We start from the raw sequence: 21,140 nt of genomic DNA on the forward strand, positions 1-21,140 counted from the left end.
CGTTGCATGGATGGGGACGAAACAATTCCGAATGATCACGAACGGGAAACGACTCCGTCAGCAGGATCAAACTCGTCGTCAGAGGCGGACTTTACGCTCAACGCACCGTCTTTTGAAGAAGTGGCCAAGACCAACATTGTCTTCGACAATAACGCGGCGCCGATGCAAATTTTTGACCGCGCGAAGCTGCCACAAGTTTTCGGAAACTATCGGTTGGACGAAATCGTTGGGGAAGGCGGTGCTGGAGTTGTCTTCAAAGCCACGCCGCTCGCAGAAGTCGATTCTTCATCGCCAACGTCAGTTGCCGTCAAAGTCATTCGGCCGGCGATCATGGCGAACTCTCGAGCCGTTCAGCGTTTCGAAAAGGAGTCCCGTATTCTGGCTTCGATCAACTGCCGCTACGCGACACGATTTATTGAGTTCGGCAAAGAGTCAGGCGTTTACTTCATCGTTAGCGAATTCGTATCGGGCGTGACGCTGAGAAACGTCATCGCTCAAACGAAATTGTTACCAGGCAAAGTGTCGCTTCGGCTGATCGCGGACCTGTTGAAAGCAATCCAGGCGATCCATGACGCAGGAGCCATTCACCGAGACGTCAAACCGGGAAACGTGATCGTGGCTTTCGACGAAAGTCCGTTGTCCCAAACACCTCAGATCGAAAATTTCTCTGTCGCAAAGCTAACTGATTTTGGGTTGGCCAGAAACCTCGATCAGACCGAGTCGATGGACATGACCCGGCAACAATCGATGATGGGTACGCCGCTGTATATGGCTCCGGAACAGTTCACCGACAGTCGATCTGTCGATGCGCGGGCCGACATCTATTCGGTTGGCGTTACGCTTTACCAATTGCTTGCGGGCCGCCCGCCTTTCGTTTCCGAAGAGGCAATTGAATTGGGCGAAATGCATCGCCGCGAGTCTCCCATGCCGCTGACGATCGTTCGCTCGGATATCAGCGAAGCCATCAGCCAGGTCGTGCTCAAGGCACTCGAAAAAAGCCCGGACATGCGTTACCAAACGGCCGAGGAAATGCTCGCCGATGTCCAGCGAATTCTCGATGGCCAGCCAACGGTGCTGCACACTCTGCCGCAGGTCCCTGACAACCGCGTTTCTTCGGTGCGACGCTACGCGTTTGAGTGGACGTTGAGTGCGTCGGCCAAGCAGTTGTGGCCGCTGGTTTCAGACACTGATCGGTTCAATCGCGCGATTGACTTACCGGCTCCGGAGTTTTCCTTTGACCATTCGGGGAAAGAAAAACAGGTCTTTGCAACGGCGAAATTCAACGGCATGGCAGTCCGTTGGCGGGAGCACCCGTTCCAGTGGAATTCAGGTCGCGAGTTGAGCGTCCTCCGCGAATTCGAGAAGGGTCCATTCGAATGGGTCACCAGCACGGTGGAACTGCAACCGTTGACTCAAAATAGAACACGGGTCGTGCACAAGTTCGAAGTCCAGCCCCGCGGGCTGTTGGGGAGGATGTTTACTCCGATTCAGTTCGGGTTGCTGACTGGCAAGGGGCTGAAGAAAGCCTATGCTCGCATCGACAGGATCGCCCAGAATGAAAGCTGCGGATACGCTTGCGACTTTCCGTATGCTGCGGCTCCGAAATTGACTGCCGGCCAACGGAAGCTGATCGAAGGCAGAACGATGGCACTTGGGCAAGCGATCGGAAACGTTTCGCGGGCAGAATCATTTACGGATTATTTGGTTACGGTGGCCGATCCTTTCGTGGCCAAGATCCGCCCGATCGTTCTGGGCAGGAAGCTTGGTTGCTCCACAAACGATGCGTTGGAACTTTGCTTTCGCGCGGTTGAATCGTCGCTGATCGGCCTTCATTGGGATATCATTTGCCCGGTTTGTCGGGTATCAGCCGGTAACGTTTCAGTGCTGGAACAGGTTGACCAGCACTCGCATTGTGAGGCCTGCAATCAGGGTTTCGAAATTGACTTTACGAAGACTGTGGAAGCCGTTTTTTGTATCAATCCGGAAGTCCGCCACGTGGAGCAGAAAACGTTTTGCATCGGTGGCCCGTTTCACGCTCCGCATGTGCTGGCTCAAAATCACCTGCTGCCTGATCAGCAAGTTCAATTCGAAGCCGATGTCGCGCCGGGCCGTTACGAGGCCAGAGCTCCCCAGTTCGATCGGTCGCCATCGATGGATGTTTCCAACGAGTCCGAGCGACGTCGTGCAAAGTTTCTGTTCGGTAGTGAGATGGAACAGCCCGCAAGTTCAGTCGGTGCAGGGCAGGTCGTGATCTCGATCGGTAATCAATCCGACCGTGAAATTCTGGTTCGCTTTCAACAGCAAGCCGAAACTGGAGACGCTTTCAGTGCTGCTGCCGCGTTCGAGCATCCGCTGTTTTCGAAGTTGATGCCGGAGAGATTGCTGCAACCTGATCAGTTGGTGGGCAAGTCGAATGCGTATCTGTTGACCGTTGGCTTGACTGATGCGGACGAGCTTGCCGAACAGGTTGGCGAGATCATGATTCGAGAGGCATGGAAGTCGATTCAGAATCGGTTCTCGGAACCAGCGGCAACCGCAACCGCAGCAGAGTTTTCCGGAGACGTTGCCGTGATCGCTTTTGACAACGTGTTTGACCTCGTCAAATCGCTGCTGGTGTTGCTGGACAAACTCGGTGACACGAATCCGGTTTTATGCGACGGATGTTTTGGAATTTCATCTGGCCAAATCATGTCGGGCTCACAAACAAATCAGCCGGCGATTTTCGGAAAAGCCATTCGCAATGCCAAATCACTGGTCGCAAGCCAACCGTGCGGAACGATGTTGGTCGCCGCGGAAATTTGGGAGCTGCTTACGTCTGAACACAGCGACGCGAGCGGCGTTCTGGCCAAGTTCACGAAACACTCAGATCCAACAAATGTGAACGGCAAAGCTTTCGTGCGATTGTCACGAGCGTAAAGTACGTTTCAGATTAGACCGGGCGCCAGCGATCCAATCGGCGTTTATTGGAACTTGCGACACGTCTCAATCAAGAAACGATGAGCTTTTAATAGTCGGCTTTCCGCAGCCTTCTACCTTCGAGTCAGATCCGTCGTGAACGTTGGGCTCGACGCGACCGCGAACATCGGTCGAAAACGGTTGCTTCTGCTGTGAGCACGCCGAATGCCGCGCGCAGAAAACTCCAAACCCAAGAACGCATCCACGGCACCGGTATCTGCGGGCATCACCAAATTGGTTTGACCGTAGATCGCCATCCACGAATTCAAAGGAGCAAAAAGTTCTGCTCCAAACAGCAACTGATTATCTTTCGGTGGCAACGTTCCTGTAACAGCGTTCTCCTCCGAATGTCGATCGGCGACTCCCAGCCAAAACGCCGTCACGGTGCCGGTATCCCAATGCTGACGCACGAAAATATTGAGCTGTTCTACTGGATCGAGTTGCACTTCTTCTGCATTGAAGAAACCTCGATCGCTTCGGTTCGCGATATGCAATGTGGTTCCAATTTCAACGCTGGGCGTGATATCAAAACTTGCTTTGGCTCGCCATTGGCTCAGGTTGAACTGATCGAACGATTCCTGTGACAGCCAGTCATACGCCACGCCAAAGTTGAACCCTTGGTCTGAACGCCGAAACACACCGACGGTGGTGAAATTCTGAAAACGATCTTTCGATTCGCCCAGTAGCTCGAACACCTGAACCGCGTTGGCGGAGAACGTGACGCGAGATCCGATTTGGTATCCGATGCCGTGTGATTCCGACAGCGGCGCCGACCAAGCGATCCGTAGCGCGGTTCCAAAGTTTGCGTTGGCTCCGAAATCCTGCGGTTGTTTCGAGCCATCAATCCCGACCAGCGAAGTCAACGTTCCACGCTCAATCATCGGTTGCAAACCACCGCGGCTGGCTGGTGCGATTTGCGGAAGACACAACTGTTCGTCGCAAACCGTGTCGCAGTGTCCAAGATTCGAGCAGACTTGCGACGCCCCGTCGGTGGGGTGGGAGCAGGCGAAGATCGACAGAACCAAACACGCGATACGGAGAAACTTAGACATAATTCCTCCCGTATTTGCTTTGCCAAACCGATTCCACGCAGCGTCTCTATCGTCAACGAAAGGTGTAAAACTTTAGCAATTAGCGCGGTTCTGCGGGCAAGTTGAGTCCCAAATCACAACGAATTCGGACTTCGGCTCTCAAACTATTCTGCGGAATTGCTGTCACAAAACGGGGCCGCATCTGTATCAGGGGTGTCCGGCGAATCGTCTCGGACAGACATCATTTCAATTAATCTGCTCTGAGCCTTGAGAACCCAAATGAAATCCATCTCCTTGCTGGCGGCGATCTCCATGCTGATGACGGCTGCGAGTTTCGTGACAGCATCCGATCACCTGGACGCTCCTAATCTGTCCGGCGACGGTCAAGCCGACGTCAACGACCTTTACGCGTTTCAGGCCCCAGAGAACAGCGGCAATTCGGTCTTCATCATGACCGTCAATCCGTTTGCCGGATCGATGAGCCCGACTGATTTCGGCACGGACGTGAGCTATCAGTTTCAGATCGACAACACGGGTGACGCCATCGCGGATTTGACTTACGAAGCGACATTCTCTGGCTCAGGCAACCAGGGATTCACTTTTCGCGAAGTCGGTGGATCGACGTTGGCTACTGGAAACACTGGTGCGAACCTGAGCACTTCGAACGGCGGGACCGTTCATGCTGGAGTCTTCGATGATCCATTCTTTTTCGACCTTGTCGGCTTTCAAAACGGATTCAATTTCACGGGCGAGGACACCTTTGCTGGCGCAGAAGTCAGCGCGATCATTTTCGAGCTTCCGAGCCTGGAACTTGGTGGTCCCAACATCGGAGTTTGGGCTCGAACGCTGCGAGATGGAGTTCAAATCGATAGAGCAGGGCGTCCCGCGATCAACACAGCCTTGATTGCCGACGACCGAAAGCAGGATTTCAACGAAGGCTCGCCCAACACCGACTTCGATACGTTTGGAGCCGAAGTCAATGCAGCGATCGCAGGCTTGAGCAATCAAGAAAATGCTGACGCGTTGACTCCAATCCTGCTACCTGACGTGCTCACATTCGACACCTCAAGTTCAGCCGGCTTCCTCAATGGCCGTGGCCTTGCGGACGACGTGATGGACGCGGAATTGAATCTGCTTTCCGCAGGAGCAGTAACCGGTGATGGCGTCGACGGCAACGACGTTCCGTTCTCAAGCGTGTTTCCTTACCTCGGTGTGGCCGCCGTTCCTGAACCAACAGGTTTGGTTCCGGTTTGCCTGTTGGCGTTCGGAGTGATCACCCGTCGACGTCGCGATGCGAAGGCATGCTAGAGTGCAGATGGTATCGCTCAAAAATATTATCTCTGTGAACAGACTGGCGTCCCTTATCCGCGCCGGTCTGTTCCTGTTGATAGCTCTGGTCGTTGGTTCGACTGTTGGCGTGTCAATGGTTCACGCTGACGATCCTTTCGTTCCGGATTCCGATGACACGGTTCTGGTTGTGCTGCCGAAATCCTTGCTGGTCGAACGTGACATGTTGCAACGGCTAAGAAGTCAACTGACGGCCGACCCCGACAATCCGAAGCTGGCAGCAACGGTGTCTCAGCGTTACCTTTCGATTGGAAAACGCGGTGGTGATCCTCGATTCTACGGCTATGCGAGAGCAGCTGTTGCGCCGTGGTGGGAGGACGATTCGGCTCCGGCTGAAATTCTGAAGGTACGCGCCAAACTGAAGGAAAATGATCATCAGTTTGAAAACGCCGTGACTGATCTCAAGTTGGCGTTGAAACAGAAGCCGAAAGACCCGCAACTTTTGCTGGAGTTGGCCAACGTGTTCCGCGTTCAGGGCAAGTTTACTGACGCGTTGTCAATCGGAGACCGGCTTGAGAAAGTCGCTGGACCGGTGCCGGCGGCGCTGGGTCGAGCGCCGCTTTACGTGATGACGGGCAGGGCGAAAGACGCCCGCAGCTTACTGAAACAGATTCTTCCTGCAGCCAGAGCAGATTACCCTTCGACGCTTGGTTGGATTTCGACGGTGCAAGCTGACGTTGCGCTTGCGTTGGGCGAATCGGATACTGTCGAACAACATTTTCGCGAGGGGTTGGGCGTGAATCCCGCCGACGTGCAGCTACTGCATCGCTACGGAGACTTCCTGCTTGACCAAAACCGCAACGAGGAAGCACTGGAACTGCTTCAAGACCATGTTGCCGACAACGGAGTGCTTTTGCGGGCTGCGATTGCTGCGAAACGCTGTCAAGACATCCGTGCTGACGACTGGAGCAGGCAGTTGGAACGGCGCTTCGAGGAAATTCGTTTGCGCGGTAGCGAGCCACACGGCCGGTTCGAATCCCGTTTTGCATTGCAAGTCCAGGAAAACGCCGACCGTGCCTTGCAACTGGCGACCAAGAACTGGAAACGTCAGAAGGAACTTCGCGATGCGCAGAATTTCCTGGAAGCCGCGATTGCCGCCGGCGATTTCGACGCAGGAAACCCGGTTCTCGATTTTCTACAGGAACACAATACGCAACACGCGCTGCTTGATCCGCTTGTTGAGAAATTGAGGCCGACTCAATGATCGATCGAAACGTGACTTCTGGCTTGCGTCTGCTGATCGCGATTGGCTTGTTGTTCGCATGCGGTTCGTCAGCTTTGGCTCACAAACCGAGCGACAGCTATTTGCGAATCAACGCTGGCGAAGAAACGCTTTCCGTCGAGTGGGATATCTCCATCAAGGATCTGGATTACGTCATCGGGCTGGATACGGACAACAATGGCGAGATCACCTGGGGCGAAGTCAAAGCTCAACAGTCCGCGATCGTTGAGCATGCATTGAACCGTTTGTCGCTGACGGCGGATGGAACGCCGTGTGACCTGCGATTCACGAAAATGTTGGTATCGAATCACAGCGACGGAGCCTATGTCGTGCTGGATCTTCAATCCGACAGCCCCGGACAGATCGAGCAGTTGAAAGTCGACTACAGCCTGTTCTTCGAAGTCGACCCGACGCACAGAGGTTTGGTTTTGCTGCGAAATGGAGACAGCGAATTGACTCGAGTGATCTGTTACAACGATCCACCGCTGGAAATCATGACTGCGGAAACGGGCTTTGCTCAAACGCTAAAACATTACATTCGCGAAGGCGTTTGGCATATCTGGATCGGCTATGACCACATTCTATTCCTGGTCTCGTTGCTGCTGCCGGCGGTATTGATTGGGTTTGGCGAACCGACGGAATCTGGAAAACGCTGGGAACCCGTTGAAAAGTTTAATCCTGCGTTTCGCAACATCCTGAAGATCGTAACGGTGTTCACAATCGCGCACTCGATCACGTTGTGGCTGGCTGTTATGGGCTACGTTTCGCTTCCATCGTGGATCGTCGAAGCCGTGATCGCGTTTTCGATTGTGGTCACGGCGTGCAACAATCTGTATCCGATTTTGCCGATCAAAGGATGGGCTTTTGCCTTCGTTTTTGGGCTCGTCCACGGATTTGGTTTCGCGAACGTGCTAGTCGACCTTGGTTTGAGCAGCATGACGCTGGGCGTTTCACTGCTCGGATTCAACATCGGTGTCGAGCTTGGTCAGCTGGCGATCGTCGTTGTCGTGATGCCGCTGATTTGGTCCATCCGAAATACCCAGACATATCGCTATGGAGTCTTTTGCGCGGGTTCGCTTCTGATCGCCGTGCTGGCAGGGATCTGGACGATTGAAAGAGTGTCCGACGTTGTCATTTTGCCAATTGGCTAGGCAGGCCTGATGCGACACGGGCTTTGCTTCGGCAATGCAATGCAATTCAATTCAAAAAACAAAAAACGTGGCCGCATTGAATCCAATGCGACCACGACTCAAAGCTGCCAATCAAGAGGTGCATCCGCGTGAGCTGACCAGACGCCCGGCTGCTCCACCGCCGCAAGTCTGCACGGACGTTTCACCGCCTCGCATACTTTTACGCAGCGACGTTGATTTTGTGACAACAAGAAGATTTTTTTTCGAATATTGGCATCTGCGGATACAATTGTGCCCAAGAAACCTCCGGTAATTTTATTCAGGTTTGACGTGAACTCATCATCGATCGAACAGCGACTAAGCAGAATTACGACGAACTGGGATGATTTGATTGCGGCGCATAAGTCGGACTCGTTTGATCCCGCGGCGGCGGAACAACGAGGCATCATCCTGAAGCGGTACGCGGAGTGCATCTATCAGTACATCCTGGGAGCAACTCATTGCCACCACACGACCGAAGATCTTTCACAGGATTTCGCGTTGCGTTTCGTGCGTGGCGATTTCCGAAACGCGAATCCGGACCGCGGAAGATTTCGTGACTATCTGAAACGGTCGTTGCGGAACCTTGTGACTGACTTCTTTCGTCGAAAGAATTCCAAGCCAGCAGGTGTGGATCTGAAGGGTGCGGAAGCCAACGCGATTGGTAGCCTCGACACTGCGTTCACTGACCAGTGGCGACGACAACTGCTTGGCATCACTTGGGAGTCGCTCAAGGAGCACGAGTCGAATTCCGGAAGCTTGTACTATTCGGTGCTCTATCTTCGATCCCAGCGCCCGAAACTGAATTCGCAGTCGTTGGCCAAAGAATTCACGGAACAATATCAGCGCGAGGTGACGGCGGATTGGTTCCGACAAACGCTTCGTCGTGCGAGACGCAAGTTTGCGGACTTGTTGGTGCAGGAAGTCGGCAAGACGATTCAGAGTGATTCGAAACAGGAGTTGGCAGACGAACTGGCAATTCTTGGTTTACAGAAGTACGTCGAAGAAAGCGAACCTAGAGCTCGTGATCAGAGCTAGGCGGCGAAGAACTGTTTAAGGATCCTGGCGGACGGCAAACGTGATGATTTAGGGCTGCTTCTGCAGACCGATTTCCCAATCGCCGACTTGTCCTACCGGCTGCCAGGAACCGAACAGGGCTTGCTCTATCGCAGGTGCGTAATCCGAAAGACGTATTCGTTCGTCGTTGATTTTGACAACGCAAATGGACTCTGCATCTCTGGCCGCGGATTCAATCTTTGACTTTTGCGACTCCGTTAACATCGCTGGCCAGAAAGTTGGGCTGGTCGATGTCAGCGGCTTCTTTCCGGTCCAAAAGAAAAACCGGTTGTGGTTATGTGAGTCAAAAGCCAGCCAGGGAGAATCGATCGAACGGATACATTCCGCAATCGCTCTCTCAGTTTCGACTCGACCAGCCTCAAGTCGAACCAATCGACATCCTGGTTGATCAAGTGCAATGTTGGCGACCCACCGATAGCCAAAGACGCCTGTCGAAAACAACACGACTGCCGCAACCGCCAACGTGGATCGCCGGAATACGCTGGGTGAGTTGATGCGGTTGGAGCTTCGATTCGCAATTTCAATCGCATCAGACGTCGAAATAACTAACGCGATAAGAATCGGCAGTGTGCCAAGACTGACCTGGGTTCCCGGAACTGGAAAAGCCAAAACAGGTGACAGGCAACCCAGCATTGCCAATGCCAAACGTAGTTGTGACGGCTGTTTCTTCAACAGAAGAACCGGCATCATCGCTGGCCCGACCGTGGCCAGAAAAAATGCGGCTCCGCGCGGATTCAATCCGTGATCGAGAACTTTACAACTGTCGACGCTCATTTGAACAAAAGCAATTGCCAGCACGATTGGTGGAAATGCGAACAGGACACGGTCAATCGACGCCACCTGTTCTGCCGGTCTTGTAAACCTCAGCAACAGCATCAACACGGCCGGCACAACAAACAACATTCCAAATCCATCGACCTGAATTGGGTGATAGAACGAGTCCGCCATGAATCCGTGCTGCAGCACAACACCGTGCAAGATTTCATGGAGTGAGTTGCCATGCAGCATTGACCATGCGATGACCCAACTTGATCCCACAATTCCACCAGCGGCAATCGCGAGAAAACTGAACGACTGCTCACCGGGCTTTGACGCAACTTCCGCTTGGGCTTCTGGCTTTCCAAACCAAACCTGGGCGCAAACCAACAGGCATGAGCCAAAAATGATCAACGGCCAGATCGCGGTCGTCCATTGAGCACTCTCCATGCTTCGCTTGGCGATCGTTGCAAAAACTCCACCAGCGACGGCCGTTGCGATGACGCATCCCGCAATGGCGGACATTCGACTGACGCGACGCGAATCGACAGAAACCATCCCGGCGGCAAAAAGACATGCCGCGGCGGAGGTAGCTCCTGCATTGAGTTTTGCGAGCCCTGCGAACGCGGCGCATACTCCAGCCAGAAACAGCAACGAACGCTTGCGAGAACCCATCATCGCGAGGCAGAGCATGGCCAGGACAGTCACCATTTCCTGCGGGTGAGCGGGCTCAAGTCCCAGTTTCTCCAGATGCAAAACCGCCAGCATCATCGCGGCGATTCCAACGAGCTGTTTTCCAGTCACCTTCGCGGCCACAAAACCGCAGAGTAGCCCAATCAGAACCCAGGCCGCTACGGTTTTGAACCGCACGACGTCATGAGTGATCGGGACTCCGAACCAGCCATGAAGGGGTTGTTGAAACATGTAGTAAGCCGGGCCGTACTGCGTGTAAGTTTCGGCGTACAACCGGTCGCCTTCGAGAAACGTCTTGATCGTCATCATGACGTAGCTTTCGTCGTCGTACATTGCCATCGACGAAAAACTGTGCGACAGTGCGAACAAAATGCAAAGCACGGTGGCGGCCAGCCACGGCCAAATTGCCCGACTCGCTGTCGCTTGGTCGGATTGCAGATCGGAATCCATCACGACCTACTTTACCTCAGAAAGTTGATTCTTCTTGGTCGTTCGCAATTGTCCAACTTCGCGACGCAGCGCTTCCAGTTCAGCAAGCAATTGCCCCTCCTGAGCTTCCGTCGAAACCAACTCGCCGCGAGAAAGATTGCGAGTTTCGTTGACAACGTAGGCCGGTCGATTGCGAACCTGATCGTAGATCCGGGCAACGTATTCTCCCAGAATCGCGATCCCGAGAGCATTGATTGCGCCGAAGAACGCACTCACGCTGGTGATTGATGCCCAACCGGGAATCGCTTCGCCAGTCACAAGTTTGTGCCACAACGCCCAACCGATGCAAATACATCCGATCGCCGCAGAAAGTGCGGCCAGCCCGTAAAACGCGAGTAACGGGACCCGGCTGAAGCTGAACATCGCAGTTTTGGCGAGCGAAACGAGCCCTTTAAAAGAGACTCGCGGCGTATCGTCATGTCGCTTGAGTCTTTCGACAGGCAATGCACATTGGCGAAAGCCGACCCAACTGCGAAGCCCTGGAAAATAACGATCCGTTTCACCGAGAGCCACTACCTGTTTGACGACGCGAGCGTCCATCAAGCCAAAGTTTCCTGCGTCTCGCGGCACGTCAACCGACGCCATGGCTTCCATCAAGCGATGAAAGCTGCTGAACGCAAAACGCTTGAGAATATTTTCTTTCCGTCCAAATCGAACCGCGTAGACGACGTCGTAGCCTTCCTGCCATCGATCGACCATGTCCGAAAGCGCGGTCGGATCGTCCTGTGCATCGCTGTCCATCAGAATGACGGCATCGCCAGTGCAGTGGCTCAGACCAGCGTGAACAGCGGCTTGGTGTCCGAAATTTCGTGACAGATGCAAAACCGTGACTCGATTGTCAGCCGCAGCCATTTCGTCGAGCACGACGTCGCTACCGTCAGTCGAACCGTCGTTAACCAAAACGACTCGCCATTGGACGCCCTTGAGCTCCAGCGTCTCGGTCACCTGTTGAACGACTTCACGAATGACCGCGACTTCGTTCAGCAGCGGCATGACGACGGAGATCGTACTGTCTTTTATGCTTGGACGGCTCACTTGCTGATGACTCCGACAAGAGACAATCCGAATGGGATCGGCAGAGCATTGGCGGCGCCCGATTCGATTTCCGCAGCACGGATCAGAGCGTTGTTCGTGAAATCACTGACCCGTGGAAACTCGGTTCCCTTTTTCGAGGGGAACAGTTTGCGAAACGAACGAATCGCAACGGCTGCCGGAAACGTAAATGAATTCCAATATCGAAGTTTTTCGACCTTCAGGCCGGCTCCGGTAATGTGTTCTCGCATCGTCGCAGGCGTGTAGCGACGATAGTGACCAAGCCGTTCGTCCCAATCTGAAAACAGAAATGGAAACGCGGGGACGGTAAAGATGATTTTCCCAGAATCCGTCAACGTTTTGGCGGCTTCTTTGAGTGCCTTCACAGGGTCAGCGAGGTGCTCGAGAACGTCCAGCAGCACGATTCCACTGACTGAGTTTTCTTCGAAAGGCCACGGCTCGTGAAGGTCGTGTTTTTTGACTTCTTCGATCCCCAGCGATTTCGCGTGCGCCACCGAGTGATCCATAATATCGAGGCCAGCAACTTCGTAGCCTGACTTTTTCCAGTTCAACAGGTTGCCTGCCGCGCCGATACCGCCTTCAACGATTTTTGCCGGCGAGGGAACGTAGCTGTTGAGCAGCCCGGTTGCGATTTTCCGCTTGGCGACGTGCCACCAGTAGCGATCTTCGAGCTCGATTAGCTCGTCAAGGTGCGCGCTTTCCATGATCTTCGTGTGGGTTGGGTAGGGGTTTCGATCCTGCGTTGCGTTTTCGCAACATGAAACTGTAGGACGCGTTTCACGAGCCGCATGCAAGATTTCGGACATCGCCTGAATTCGCCAACCCCACACATGGTCGCGAATCGCAGGTACCGGTTGTAGCGGTTAATCTGTCCAACCGCCTGGCGAGGGGCTACTGATTCTCACGCAACACTGGCTGCAAAATCGTGACATCACCACTGCGCGGCCGGAGATCTGAACGGCCCGAGCTTTTGATAAACCAGATCAAAAGCAGTACACCCAGCAACGTCATCGCAATGCCTGGCAGAATGGAGTATTGCCAAATGGTGCCGTCGTTGGTGTACAGAATCCAGGGAAGTACGGGCGAGCCGTCCACGGTCGCAGCGTCTACTCGCGGCAGCAAAACCGTGATCGAGTTGTGTGTCGCGTGATAGATCATGCACGGAATCAGACTGCGAGTCTCGATCGCAATGACTCCCAAAATCATGCCGATGACAAACGTAATTATCGCTTGCTGGATCGCAAAGTGTGCGACTCCAAACAGGATGCTGGTAATCAGGATCGCTTTCCAGCGGTTTCTCAATCCTTCCAGACCAGACAGAATGAAGCCTCGATATGCGAGCTCTTCAATGATTGCCGGAGCTACGGCCATCAGCAGAATGATTGCCCACAAGCCCGGAGCTTGATCGACCAACCCACTGACGAATTCAGACTTGCCTGTTGCGTCACCCTGAAGCGGATAAACGTACAGCACGAAACCGCTGAACCACATGATCAGAGGATGAAAGCAAAGAGCCATCAATACTGCGGCACAAGCGGAAGGAACCGAACAGAGATTCAGACGCAATGACTTTCTCGGATTGCGAGTCAGGAACATCGCCATCAGGATCGCTGGCATGCCAATCGTGGCGATCAAAACAATCAGGATCGTCTTGACCAAGTCCAGCCAATTGACAGGCATACTGCTTCCGACAGCCAACTGAACGAAGAAGCCAAGCACCAGAACCATGACTCCCAACAGGAACGCGTTTCCGACTGATGGAAGATCGTGGCGGTCTCGCATCACCTGTTGCAACCATGCTCCGATCGCGAACTTTTCGCTCGCCCTGAACAGTACGGACTCGGAATTGAACTGACGCACGACCCAGCGAATTGCGAGGTAGCAGCAAGTAAATGTGACCATGCAAACTGGTGCTGCATACGGCAAGACTTCGGCGTACTGTCCCTCGATCAGTCCTCGCAACAGCAGCATTAAACCGCTGACGGGAATCAGGCTGGTTCCCAAATCCAGACGAGCTCCCGGAAGCATCGGCACCATCATCAATGGCATCGAGATCATCATCAGCGGGATCAAATAGTATTGTCCTTCCTTGCTGCTTCGCGCGAACGCGGCGGCAGCAAGAGCAATCGCACTGAACAAAGCCGAAATCGGAATGAGCGCCAACAGCAGCCACAACAAGGAACTTGCCGGTGGGATACCAAGTCCGCCAAGACCTGCGGCACCACCCATTCGCGAGGCAACAAACAGCCCCGTGAAGGCCATGCTGAGAAGATTCAGCAGCGAGGTCACCATACTAAACGACATGACGGTCAACAGTTTCCCGATCGCAATATCGCTTCGGCCGGCGGGACTGCTGAGAAGCGTTTCGAATGTCCCACGTTCTTTCTCACCAGCGCACAAATCGATGGCCGGATAGAATGCTCCGGTCAGCGACCACATGATTACGATGAACGGCAAGATCTTGGACCAGGTCGCCGCCTGACGTTTCGATTTCGCAGAAATATCAGCACGTTTTATAGGAATGCCCGCCACCAACGACGACGGGACACCATGAGCCTGCAATGATCGGTGAATCGCATCGGAACGCCATCGCCCGATAATTTGCGTCACTCGATCGGCAGCAATATTGGATCGGTCGTTTGCTGAGTTGTGCAGAATGTGAACTGTCGGCCCTATTTTCAGACCGGAATCGTCGCTGGAACCTTCATCGAGGGTTGGCTTCGTAAACACGATAGCCAGATCGACACCACGAGCTTTCATCTCGTTGTCGATCATTTGATTGGCAAGGTCAGGATCTCCCGACCAAGATTCGTTTTCGTGGAACTGTCTAAAAAGATCGTGGAACTTTTTGTCGGTCTCCGCTGGTGACTCAACTTGCAGCAACTCCGCTCGTTCACCATCGAACCACTGAGGATCGAGCGCACCGTCGGTGAGCAGGACTGGAGATTCCGGAAGATTCTCAGTGCCCACAATCCAGATTCGTGTTGGATGCTCGCGAGTGAATTGGGCCACCTGAAGCATCGCCATGCCCATCAGCGGATAGAGCACCAGCGGCATGATCGCGATCGTAAACAGCGTACGGCGATCCCGCAGTTGATCTCGTGTTTCACGCTTGAAGATTAATTTGACGTTGGACCAGGTCATGTTTTGGACTGTTCGACGCGTTGAGTGTTGAGGACTTGGGACTGGAGTTTATGGACGGCGTTGAGCCGAACAGTTGGTTATCTGGAGAGCTGCGTTTCTGCTTCGGACGACGAAATCAGTCGATAAAACAACTCTTCAAGGTCACTTTCGTCATGATCTTCTGTCAATTCGGGAATCGTCCCTTCGGCGAGGATTTTTCCATGATTCATAATTGCGATTCGATCGCAAAGTCGGCTGACTTCCGACATGATGTGTGTTGAGAAGATGACGCATTTGCCGTGGTCCGCAAGTCGCTCGATCGTGTCGAGGACCTCTCTGGCGACAAGGATGTCCAGCCCCGAAGTGGCCTCATCGAAAACGAGCACTGGCGGGTCGTGGATGATGGCCCGGGCGATGGAAACCTTTTGTTTCATTCCAGTCGACATCTTGCTGCACAGCATGTTTCGAATGTCGTTCATCTGAAACTTGGTAAACAGTGACTCCATTCGAATCTGCAGATTCTCAGGATCCATCTGGTAGAGAGCCCCGAAGAACTGCACCATTTCCCAGGCCGTCATTCGGTCGTAGATTGCCGTATTGACCGAAACGAAACCGATCTGTCGTCGGACTTGATCAGGAGAGGCAGTGACTTCGAAACCGTTGACGATGGCCGTACCACTGGTTGGTTTCAGGACCGTACTGAGAATTCTCAACGCGGTTGTTTTTCCAGCACCATTGGGACCGAGCAGTCCGAAGATTTGGCCGGGCATGGCGTCAAAGCTGATACCTTTGAGCGCGAGATGGTTGCCCGACGAAAGTTCGTTGTACTGTTTTGTTAAATTTCGAACGTGGATCATGGATCATCCTGCGGGCGATTGCACCCTCATCCCGGACAGCTGGCTTACTGGGCAGCCCGACTTGCGTTTCAACATGACATAGCGGCTGCGGGCAAGCGTAGCTCACGGTTTGAGACAGATCCTCAATGGCTGCGAATTATTCCGGTTGTTCCGACATTTTCTTCGTCAGGAGAAGGAGAAACCCGTCTGGGCGTCAAAGTTAACAGCCGGGTTTTGTTTCAATCACGGCACCGTTCTATTTTCTGGATTGGCCGAGTCTATCCGCCGAAGACAGATCGCATTGAACCAGTTGGATCCTGTAATTGGCGAACGGCAATGGACACGCAAAATTCCTTCGACACGATCAATCCGCAAGTCTCAGCAGATGGATATCTCTCCGCGGGAGTGCCTCCTCAATCGCAAGAGCTTTCCGGATCGGTCATCAACGGCGAGTACGCGCCGCCGGCGCCGACGACGCTGGAGTCCGCTGGACTGCACCCGAATGACCTGTACCCGCTGGTGCTGAAGTTCCTGTATCTTCACGGGCAACGAACCGGAATTCGTATCGCCGAACAGTTAAAACTGCCGTTCCACGTCGTCGAACCTGTGATTCAGTCCCTCAAACAGGACTTGCTGATCGCTCATAAGGCCGCGGCGGGAATGTCGGATTACAGCTACGAAATTGCGCCCGCAGGTATCGAGCAGGCGAAGATTCATTTGGCTCGAACCAGCTATTGCGGAGCGGCACCAGTCAACATCGAAGACTATCGCAAGGCTGTGACAGCTCAGTCACTGAAGCGACTGCGGCCGACTTTCGAAGACGTAAAACGGGCGCTCGCAGATTTAACGCTGAACGATTTGATGTTGTGTCAACTTGGGCAAGCGATTAACTCTGGCAAAGGCATGTTTCTGTTTGGTGCGCCGGGCAACGGAAAAACCAGCATCGCGAAACGCGCCGTCCGAACGGTCGCAGAGTTCATCTGGATCCCTCGCGCTCTGACCATCAGCGGCGAAGTGATCCGGCTGTACGATCCAATGCAGCACGAAGAGGCTCCTCTGGAAGAGACCGGAGAGATTACACTTCGCAACATTGACGAACGCTGGATTCGCATCAAGCGACCAACCATCATTGTCGGTGGCGAGTTGGAGATGAAGCACCTGGAAGCCACGATGAATCCCACCACAGGAATTATCGAAGCGCCGGTTCACGTGAAAAGCAACTGCGGCTGCATGGTTGTCGATGACTTTGGCCGGCAACAAATATCGACAACGGAATTGCTCAATCGCTGGATCGTCCCGATGGAGTCCGGACACGATTACATGAATCTGCCTTCTGGTCGACAAGTCTCGTTGCCGTTCGAACAGCTGTTGATTTTCTCGACCAACCTGGATCCTTCTTCACTGTGCGATGAGGCATTTTTGCGAAGAATTCCGTACAAAATTGAGGTCTTCGATCCAACGGAAGAGCAATTCAAACAGCTTTTCCAGCGAACGTTGCAGGCGCTGAATTTCCAAACGGAAGAAGGCGTTGTCGAGCACTTGATTGAGTATCACTACAAGCGACCGGGCAGACCGTTCCGCTTCTGCCACGTCGGCGATCTGTTGGGGCAGGCGAAAGATTTTTGCGAGTTTCATCGCCAGCCCCTGGTGCTGGATCGCAACATCCTTGAGTTGGCGGTACTGAACTACTTCAGTGGCATGGACCCGGCAAAGGGATAGGCCATACTCAAACAGTTGAATAACGAAAAATGGCAGCGTCATGTTAGTGACGCTGCCATTTTGTTTTTGTGTGTGAAGTATCGATTCAAGCGGCTGCCTGGATCAGCCGGCGTCATCCGGCGTCAGTCGAAAATCAGACCGCGACGCCTTCCTTGAGCAATCCATAGGTGCCCAGAGTTTTGCGAAGGAAATCCAGCTCTGCAGCCGTTAGCTGAACCATTGGCAAACGCAACTCGCCTGAATCACGACCAAGCTCTCGCATCGCAGCCTTGACCGGAATCGGGTTCGAGTTGATCCCCAGCAGGTCGCGGCACAGTGGAAACAGTTGCATGTGCAAACGCTGGGCTTCCGCGACGTTTCCGTCACGGAAAGCATTCACCAACGCGATCATGTCTTGCGGCACAAGGTTGCCGACAACGGAAACGACTCCTTCGCCGCCAACTGAAAGCAGTGGCAAAGTCAGGCTGTCATCGCCAGACAACAACGTCAGGTCTGTCAGCGACAAAACTTGTGACGCTTGATCAAGTGATCCAGTCGCTTCTTTCACCATCACCATGTTCTTGCATTCAGCGATCCGGGCGATCGTTTCAGGTTCGATATTCTTGCCCGTGCGACCTGGAATGTTGTAAATGCAATGAGGAACGTCAACCGATTCCGAAATGGCTTTGAAGTGCTGATAGAAACCTTCCTGCGAAGGCTTGTTGTAGTAGGGAGCAACCTGTAGCGTCGCGTCGGCACCTTCTTTGGCCGCCCATTCAGAAAGACTGATGGCTTCGTTGGTGCTGTTGGAGCCTGTTCCCGCCATGACTTTACAACGTCCAGCAACAGCCTGAATCGTCTCCGAAATCACACGCTCGTGCTCAGGGTGAGTCAACGTCGGCGACTCACCGGTCGTGCCGCAGGGAACGAGGCAGTTGGTTCCGGCCGCAATTTGAAATTCGATTTGCTGTTTGAGCGTATCGACATCGACTTTACCACCGTCCTTGAACGGCGTCACAATGGCGACAGACAAACCAGCAAAATCAGTTCCACGACGGCTCATAATTGACCTCGAAAAATGGGGTGAGTTTTAACGGCACAATCGTAGAGCACGACTCGCGAAAAGGCCAGAGTCAAGCAAGGTCTGCGCCGTCGTTAAAGTCAACTTTGGTTTAACCAACTTCGACTAGCGAAGGCAAAGCTGTTTCATCTCGGAGACCGCATCCTCGAGCCCAACAAAGACGGCCCGCGAAATGATGCTGTGGCCGATATTGAGTTCTTCCATGCCCTCGATGTCAGCCACGTCGGTCACGTTCAAATAGTTCAGCCCGTGCCCGGCGTGGAGGATCATTTGATGCTCCAAAACGTGTTGACTGGCGTTTTCCAGCACGATCAACTCGCGGGACTGATCCAAATCTGTCGGGGCGTCGGCATAGCTTCCCGTATGCAGTTCCACCGCTTCGACGTTGAGCTTTTTCGATGCAGCGATCTGGCTTTCGACGGGGTCGATAAACAGGCTGACAAAGATCCCGGCGTCATGCAGCCGTTTTACCGAATCGCTGACCCGATCAAAATTGGCGACGACGTCCAAGCCGCCTTCGGTCGTGACCTCTTCCCGTTTTTCAGGCACCAGACAAACGCGTTCCGGCTTGGTGTCGCAAGCGATCGTCAACATCTCGTCGACACAGGCACATTCCAGATTCAGTTTCACGTGCACGGTTTCTTTCAGCAGCCTCAAGTCACGATCCAGAATGTGCCGCCGGTCTTCACGAAGATGAACCGTGATTTGATCCGCACCGCCGAGTTCCGCTTTCATGGCTGCCCAAACTGGATCGGGTTCGATGCCGCCGCGAGCCTGCCGAATCGTGGCGACGTGATCAATGTTGACTCCGAGTTTTGGCATTGGATTTCTTTCAGCAGCGGACTAATGAGATTGGCGAACGACCATTCCGTCGTTGTCTGCAGATACGATTCGAGTTTGACAATCGACATCTTCACCATGTTCGCGGATTTTTTCAACAAGCCATTTCGCAGCATCCGCCGAGGGTCCGATCGCAAACACGGTCGGCCCCCACGAACTCTGGCCAACCGCGAACTCGCCCAAAGACGAAACAAGGTCCACGATTTGCTGGGCTGCCGGCGTGGCGTAAGCTCCGCCCTGAACTGGAGCGTAAAACATGCCACTTCGAAACCCAAACTCCGTCACAGCGTTAGCAAATGACGAGAAATCCTGCGACAGGATTGCGGGCACGATCGACTGCTGCAAAAGCGACTTTAGTTGATCGGATTGAGCCTGTGTTGTGGAAGGCAAATTCCGAAACGCGTCTCGTTCTGCTTCTCCAAAGATCGTTTTGCCTTTTTTCGACGCAGGCTCAATCAAAACGATCTTCCACGGTTCGGGAAAGTCAATTCGCATGTCCAGCGGGGCGATCGGTTCGTCGCCGATCCCCCGGTCGACCAGAAACCCGCCCTGGTGAAAGCCGTAGCTTCCGATTGCCGAGCGTTTGCCGCGGCCCAGTGCCATCGCCAATTCTTCGCTTGATGGGAGCGGCTGATCAAAGGCAATCTGAAGTGCCGTGGCAATCGACAAAGCCAGTTGTGTCCCGGATCCGAGCCCGCTGTGCCGCGCTGCGGATTGCACTTCGATGCGAACCGGCAACGCGGTGTCAGATTTCGCTCGCAAAGCGTCGGGAGCAAAGTGCTTTCTCCAATCGGCAACGATCTGCAGAATGGTTTCGCTCAGCTCCGCTTCCGACACCAGCTGAAAAGTTTCCGCGGGCTGAACAAGAACTTCGGTGCGAGGCGAATCGATCATCAAGCCGGCTCCACCAAACTTTCGTGTCGTCACGTCACCAATCGACAGCAGCCCAAAATGCAGGCGACTTGGCGAGGAAACGGATATTGCTCGGTTCGGAGAATCGGAATTCATGTGGAAAGCTTATCGCGGGCTGCGTTCTCCGCAAGTGAATTCCGACACGGACGCTTCCCAAGTCGATTGTAGATTTTTTTCGCCAAGGTTGCGGCATCCTGACACGCAGAACTCAACGCCGGCCAATGTGTCGTTAATATATAGAGACCAAACCGCCATAGCATTGATGCCCACACGAATCCTACAATTTCAGAACCACTGGTCACGCATGATCGCGGCGACACTCGTCGCCTGCATGCTGTTGATGGCGCTGGAAGTGCCGATCCCGGTCCGCGTGTCAAAGCTTTCTTCGGCTCCGTTCCCTTGCCAATCGCGCCCCTGTGGGTGTCAGTCTGCGGACCAATGTTGGGAAGATTGTTGCTGTTTTAGCGACGCGGAGAAACTGGCTTGGGCGAGCGTCAATCACGTTCCGCCGCCGGCCTGGTTCGTCCGCAAGATGGAAGCCGGCAACCACGATCTGGCTAACGAAAAACCGAGTTGTTGCTGCTCAACGAAGAATTCTACCGAAAGTTCTGTTTCCACGATTGAAGCGAAGACAATTGTGCGTCTGGTTTCGATTGTTCGAAAGAAAAAATGTGACGGCCAGGATCAGATGATTCAGAAGCAAGCTTGCTTCGCTCTGGTCAGGCGCAATTTGGTCCAGCGATTTGAGAGCTGGTCTTTGGAAGCATCTCCGCTTCCGTTTTTCGTCGCGGTATTTCTCCAACCTCCGACGCCGCCTCCGCGCACGGCCAACGGCTGCTGAAACTCACAATCAAATTT

At 53.8% G+C, this 21,140-nt stretch carries 16 protein-coding genes; 7 read left to right on the plus strand and 9 right to left on the minus strand.

The annotated features are described in order from the left end of the window. The first annotated feature begins 6 nt into the window (after nt 1-6). A complete protein-coding gene (locus MFFC18_RS15555) occupies nt 7-2,916 on the plus strand; it encodes a serine/threonine-protein kinase (protein ID WP_075082094.1) in 2,910 nt (969 codons plus the stop codon). A gap of 113 nt (nt 2,917-3,029) precedes the next feature. Here MFFC18_RS15555 and MFFC18_RS15560 read toward each other — a convergent pair whose 3' ends face one another. After that, on the minus strand, nt 3,030-4,007 hold the full coding sequence (locus MFFC18_RS15560) for a DUF6666 family protein (protein ID WP_075082093.1): 978 nt from the start codon (nt 4,005-4,007) through the stop codon (nt 3,030-3,032). 258 nt (nt 4,008-4,265) lie between these two features. On the opposite strand from MFFC18_RS15560, the gene MFFC18_RS15565 reads away from it, so the two are divergent. The 4 genes from MFFC18_RS15565 (at nt 4,266) to MFFC18_RS15580 (ending at nt 8,762) form a co-directional block, all read left to right on the plus strand. After that, the gene (locus tag MFFC18_RS15565) at nt 4,266-5,294 is read left to right on the plus strand and encodes a DUF4331 family protein (protein WP_075082092.1); all 1,029 of its coding nucleotides are present in this window, start codon (nt 4,266-4,268) and stop codon (nt 5,292-5,294) included. A 7-nt stretch (nt 5,295-5,301) separates the two neighbouring features. Beyond that, a complete protein-coding gene (locus MFFC18_RS15570; protein ID WP_148618900.1) occupies nt 5,302-6,537 on the plus strand; it encodes a tetratricopeptide repeat protein in 1,236 nt (411 codons plus the stop codon). Beyond that, nucleotides 6,534-7,706, plus strand: coding sequence for a HupE/UreJ family protein (locus MFFC18_RS15575; protein WP_075082090.1), 1,173 nt, complete (start codon nt 6,534-6,536; stop codon nt 7,704-7,706). Before MFFC18_RS15570 ends, MFFC18_RS15575 begins: the two co-directional genes overlap by 4 nt. A gap of 309 nt (nt 7,707-8,015) precedes the next feature. Beyond that, nucleotides 8,016-8,762, plus strand: a complete 747-nt coding sequence (locus MFFC18_RS15580; protein WP_157665009.1) for an RNA polymerase sigma factor — start codon at nt 8,016-8,018, stop codon at nt 8,760-8,762. Nucleotides 8,763-8,810: 48 nt separating this feature from the next. Here MFFC18_RS15580 and MFFC18_RS15585 read toward each other — a convergent pair whose 3' ends face one another. The 5 genes from MFFC18_RS15585 to MFFC18_RS15605 form a co-directional block, all read right to left on the minus strand. Then, the gene (locus MFFC18_RS15585; RefSeq protein ID WP_148618901.1) at nt 8,811-10,583 is read right to left on the minus strand and encodes a hypothetical protein; all 1,773 of its coding nucleotides are present in this window, start codon (nt 10,581-10,583) and stop codon (nt 8,811-8,813) included. Nucleotides 10,584-10,706: 123 nt separating this feature from the next. Then, nucleotides 10,707-11,774 carry a glycosyltransferase family 2 protein gene (locus MFFC18_RS15590; protein ID WP_075082087.1) on the minus strand — a complete coding sequence of 356 codons (1,068 nt, stop codon included), beginning with the start codon at nt 11,772-11,774 and terminating at the stop codon, nt 10,707-10,709. Then, a complete protein-coding gene (locus MFFC18_RS15595) occupies nt 11,771-12,496 on the minus strand; it encodes a class I SAM-dependent methyltransferase (RefSeq protein WP_157665008.1) in 726 nt (241 codons plus the stop codon). The genes MFFC18_RS15590 and MFFC18_RS15595 overlap by 4 nt, the downstream gene beginning before the upstream one ends. A gap of 187 nt (nt 12,497-12,683) precedes the next feature. Next, the gene (locus tag MFFC18_RS15600; RefSeq protein WP_075082085.1) at nt 12,684-14,936 is read right to left on the minus strand and encodes an ABC transporter permease subunit/CPBP intramembrane protease; all 2,253 of its coding nucleotides are present in this window, start codon (nt 14,934-14,936) and stop codon (nt 12,684-12,686) included. A 77-nt stretch (nt 14,937-15,013) separates the two neighbouring features. After that, complete coding sequence (locus tag MFFC18_RS15605; protein ID WP_075082084.1) at nt 15,014-15,772, minus strand: ABC transporter ATP-binding protein; 759 nt, start codon at nt 15,770-15,772, stop codon at nt 15,014-15,016. A 315-nt stretch (nt 15,773-16,087) separates the two neighbouring features. Between MFFC18_RS15605 and MFFC18_RS15610 the strand changes: the two genes are divergently transcribed. Then, the gene (locus MFFC18_RS15610) at nt 16,088-17,470 is read left to right on the plus strand and encodes an ATP-binding protein (RefSeq protein WP_075082186.1); all 1,383 of its coding nucleotides are present in this window, start codon (nt 16,088-16,090) and stop codon (nt 17,468-17,470) included. A gap of 133 nt (nt 17,471-17,603) precedes the next feature. Here MFFC18_RS15610 and dapA read toward each other — a convergent pair whose 3' ends face one another. The 3 genes from dapA to MFFC18_RS25825 form a co-directional block, all read right to left on the minus strand. After that, entirely contained in the window at nt 17,604-18,515 is a 912-nt protein-coding gene (dapA, locus tag MFFC18_RS15615) for a 4-hydroxy-tetrahydrodipicolinate synthase (protein WP_087149589.1), read from the minus strand. Between the two features lie 120 nt (nt 18,516-18,635). Further along, nucleotides 18,636-19,352 carry a pyridoxine 5'-phosphate synthase gene (locus MFFC18_RS15620; protein ID WP_075082082.1) on the minus strand — a complete coding sequence of 239 codons (717 nt, stop codon included), beginning with the start codon at nt 19,350-19,352 and terminating at the stop codon, nt 18,636-18,638. A 21-nt stretch (nt 19,353-19,373) separates the two neighbouring features. After that, nucleotides 19,374-20,090, minus strand: coding sequence for a hypothetical protein (locus tag MFFC18_RS25825; RefSeq protein ID WP_449288515.1), 717 nt, complete (start codon nt 20,088-20,090; stop codon nt 19,374-19,376). A 454-nt stretch (nt 20,091-20,544) separates the two neighbouring features. Between MFFC18_RS25825 and MFFC18_RS15630 the strand changes: the two genes are divergently transcribed. After that, a complete protein-coding gene (locus tag MFFC18_RS15630; RefSeq protein WP_148618902.1) occupies nt 20,545-21,123 on the plus strand; it encodes a hypothetical protein in 579 nt (192 codons plus the stop codon). The last annotated feature ends 17 nt before the right edge of the window (nt 21,124-21,140 follow it).

It is taken from the genome of Mariniblastus fucicola (genome assembly GCF_008087665.1).
GTDB lineage: Bacteria > Planctomycetota > Planctomycetia > Pirellulales > Pirellulaceae > Mariniblastus > Mariniblastus fucicola.

Excerpts from the sequence above, each read along its gene's own strand:
- MFFC18_RS15555 (WP_075082094.1), top strand. The coding sequence starts at position 7 with ATGGATGGGGACGAAACAATTCCGAATGATCACGAACGGGAAACGACT.
- MFFC18_RS15560 (WP_075082093.1), bottom strand. The coding sequence starts at position 4,007 with ATGTCTAAGTTTCTCCGTATCGCGTGTTTGGTTCTGTCGATCTTCGCC.
- MFFC18_RS15565 (WP_075082092.1), top strand. The coding sequence starts at position 4,266 with ATGAAATCCATCTCCTTGCTGGCGGCGATCTCCATGCTGATGACGGCT.
- MFFC18_RS15570 (WP_148618900.1), top strand. The coding sequence starts at position 5,302 with ATGGTATCGCTCAAAAATATTATCTCTGTGAACAGACTGGCGTCCCTT.
- MFFC18_RS15575 (WP_075082090.1), top strand. The coding sequence starts at position 6,534 with ATGATCGATCGAAACGTGACTTCTGGCTTGCGTCTGCTGATCGCGATT.
- MFFC18_RS15585 (WP_148618901.1), bottom strand. The coding sequence starts at position 10,583 with ATGTACGACGACGAAAGCTACGTCATGATGACGATCAAGACGTTTCTC.
- MFFC18_RS15595 (WP_157665008.1), bottom strand. The coding sequence starts at position 12,496 with ATGGAAAGCGCGCACCTTGACGAGCTAATCGAGCTCGAAGATCGCTAC.
- MFFC18_RS15600 (WP_075082085.1), bottom strand. The coding sequence starts at position 14,936 with ATGACCTGGTCCAACGTCAAATTAATCTTCAAGCGTGAAACACGAGAT.
- MFFC18_RS15605 (WP_075082084.1), bottom strand. The coding sequence starts at position 15,772 with ATGATCCACGTTCGAAATTTAACAAAACAGTACAACGAACTTTCGTCG.
- MFFC18_RS15610 (WP_075082186.1), top strand. The coding sequence starts at position 16,088 with ATGGACACGCAAAATTCCTTCGACACGATCAATCCGCAAGTCTCAGCA.
- MFFC18_RS15620 (WP_075082082.1), bottom strand. The coding sequence starts at position 19,352 with ATGCCAAAACTCGGAGTCAACATTGATCACGTCGCCACGATTCGGCAG.
- MFFC18_RS15630 (WP_148618902.1), top strand. The coding sequence starts at position 20,545 with ATGCCCACACGAATCCTACAATTTCAGAACCACTGGTCACGCATGATC.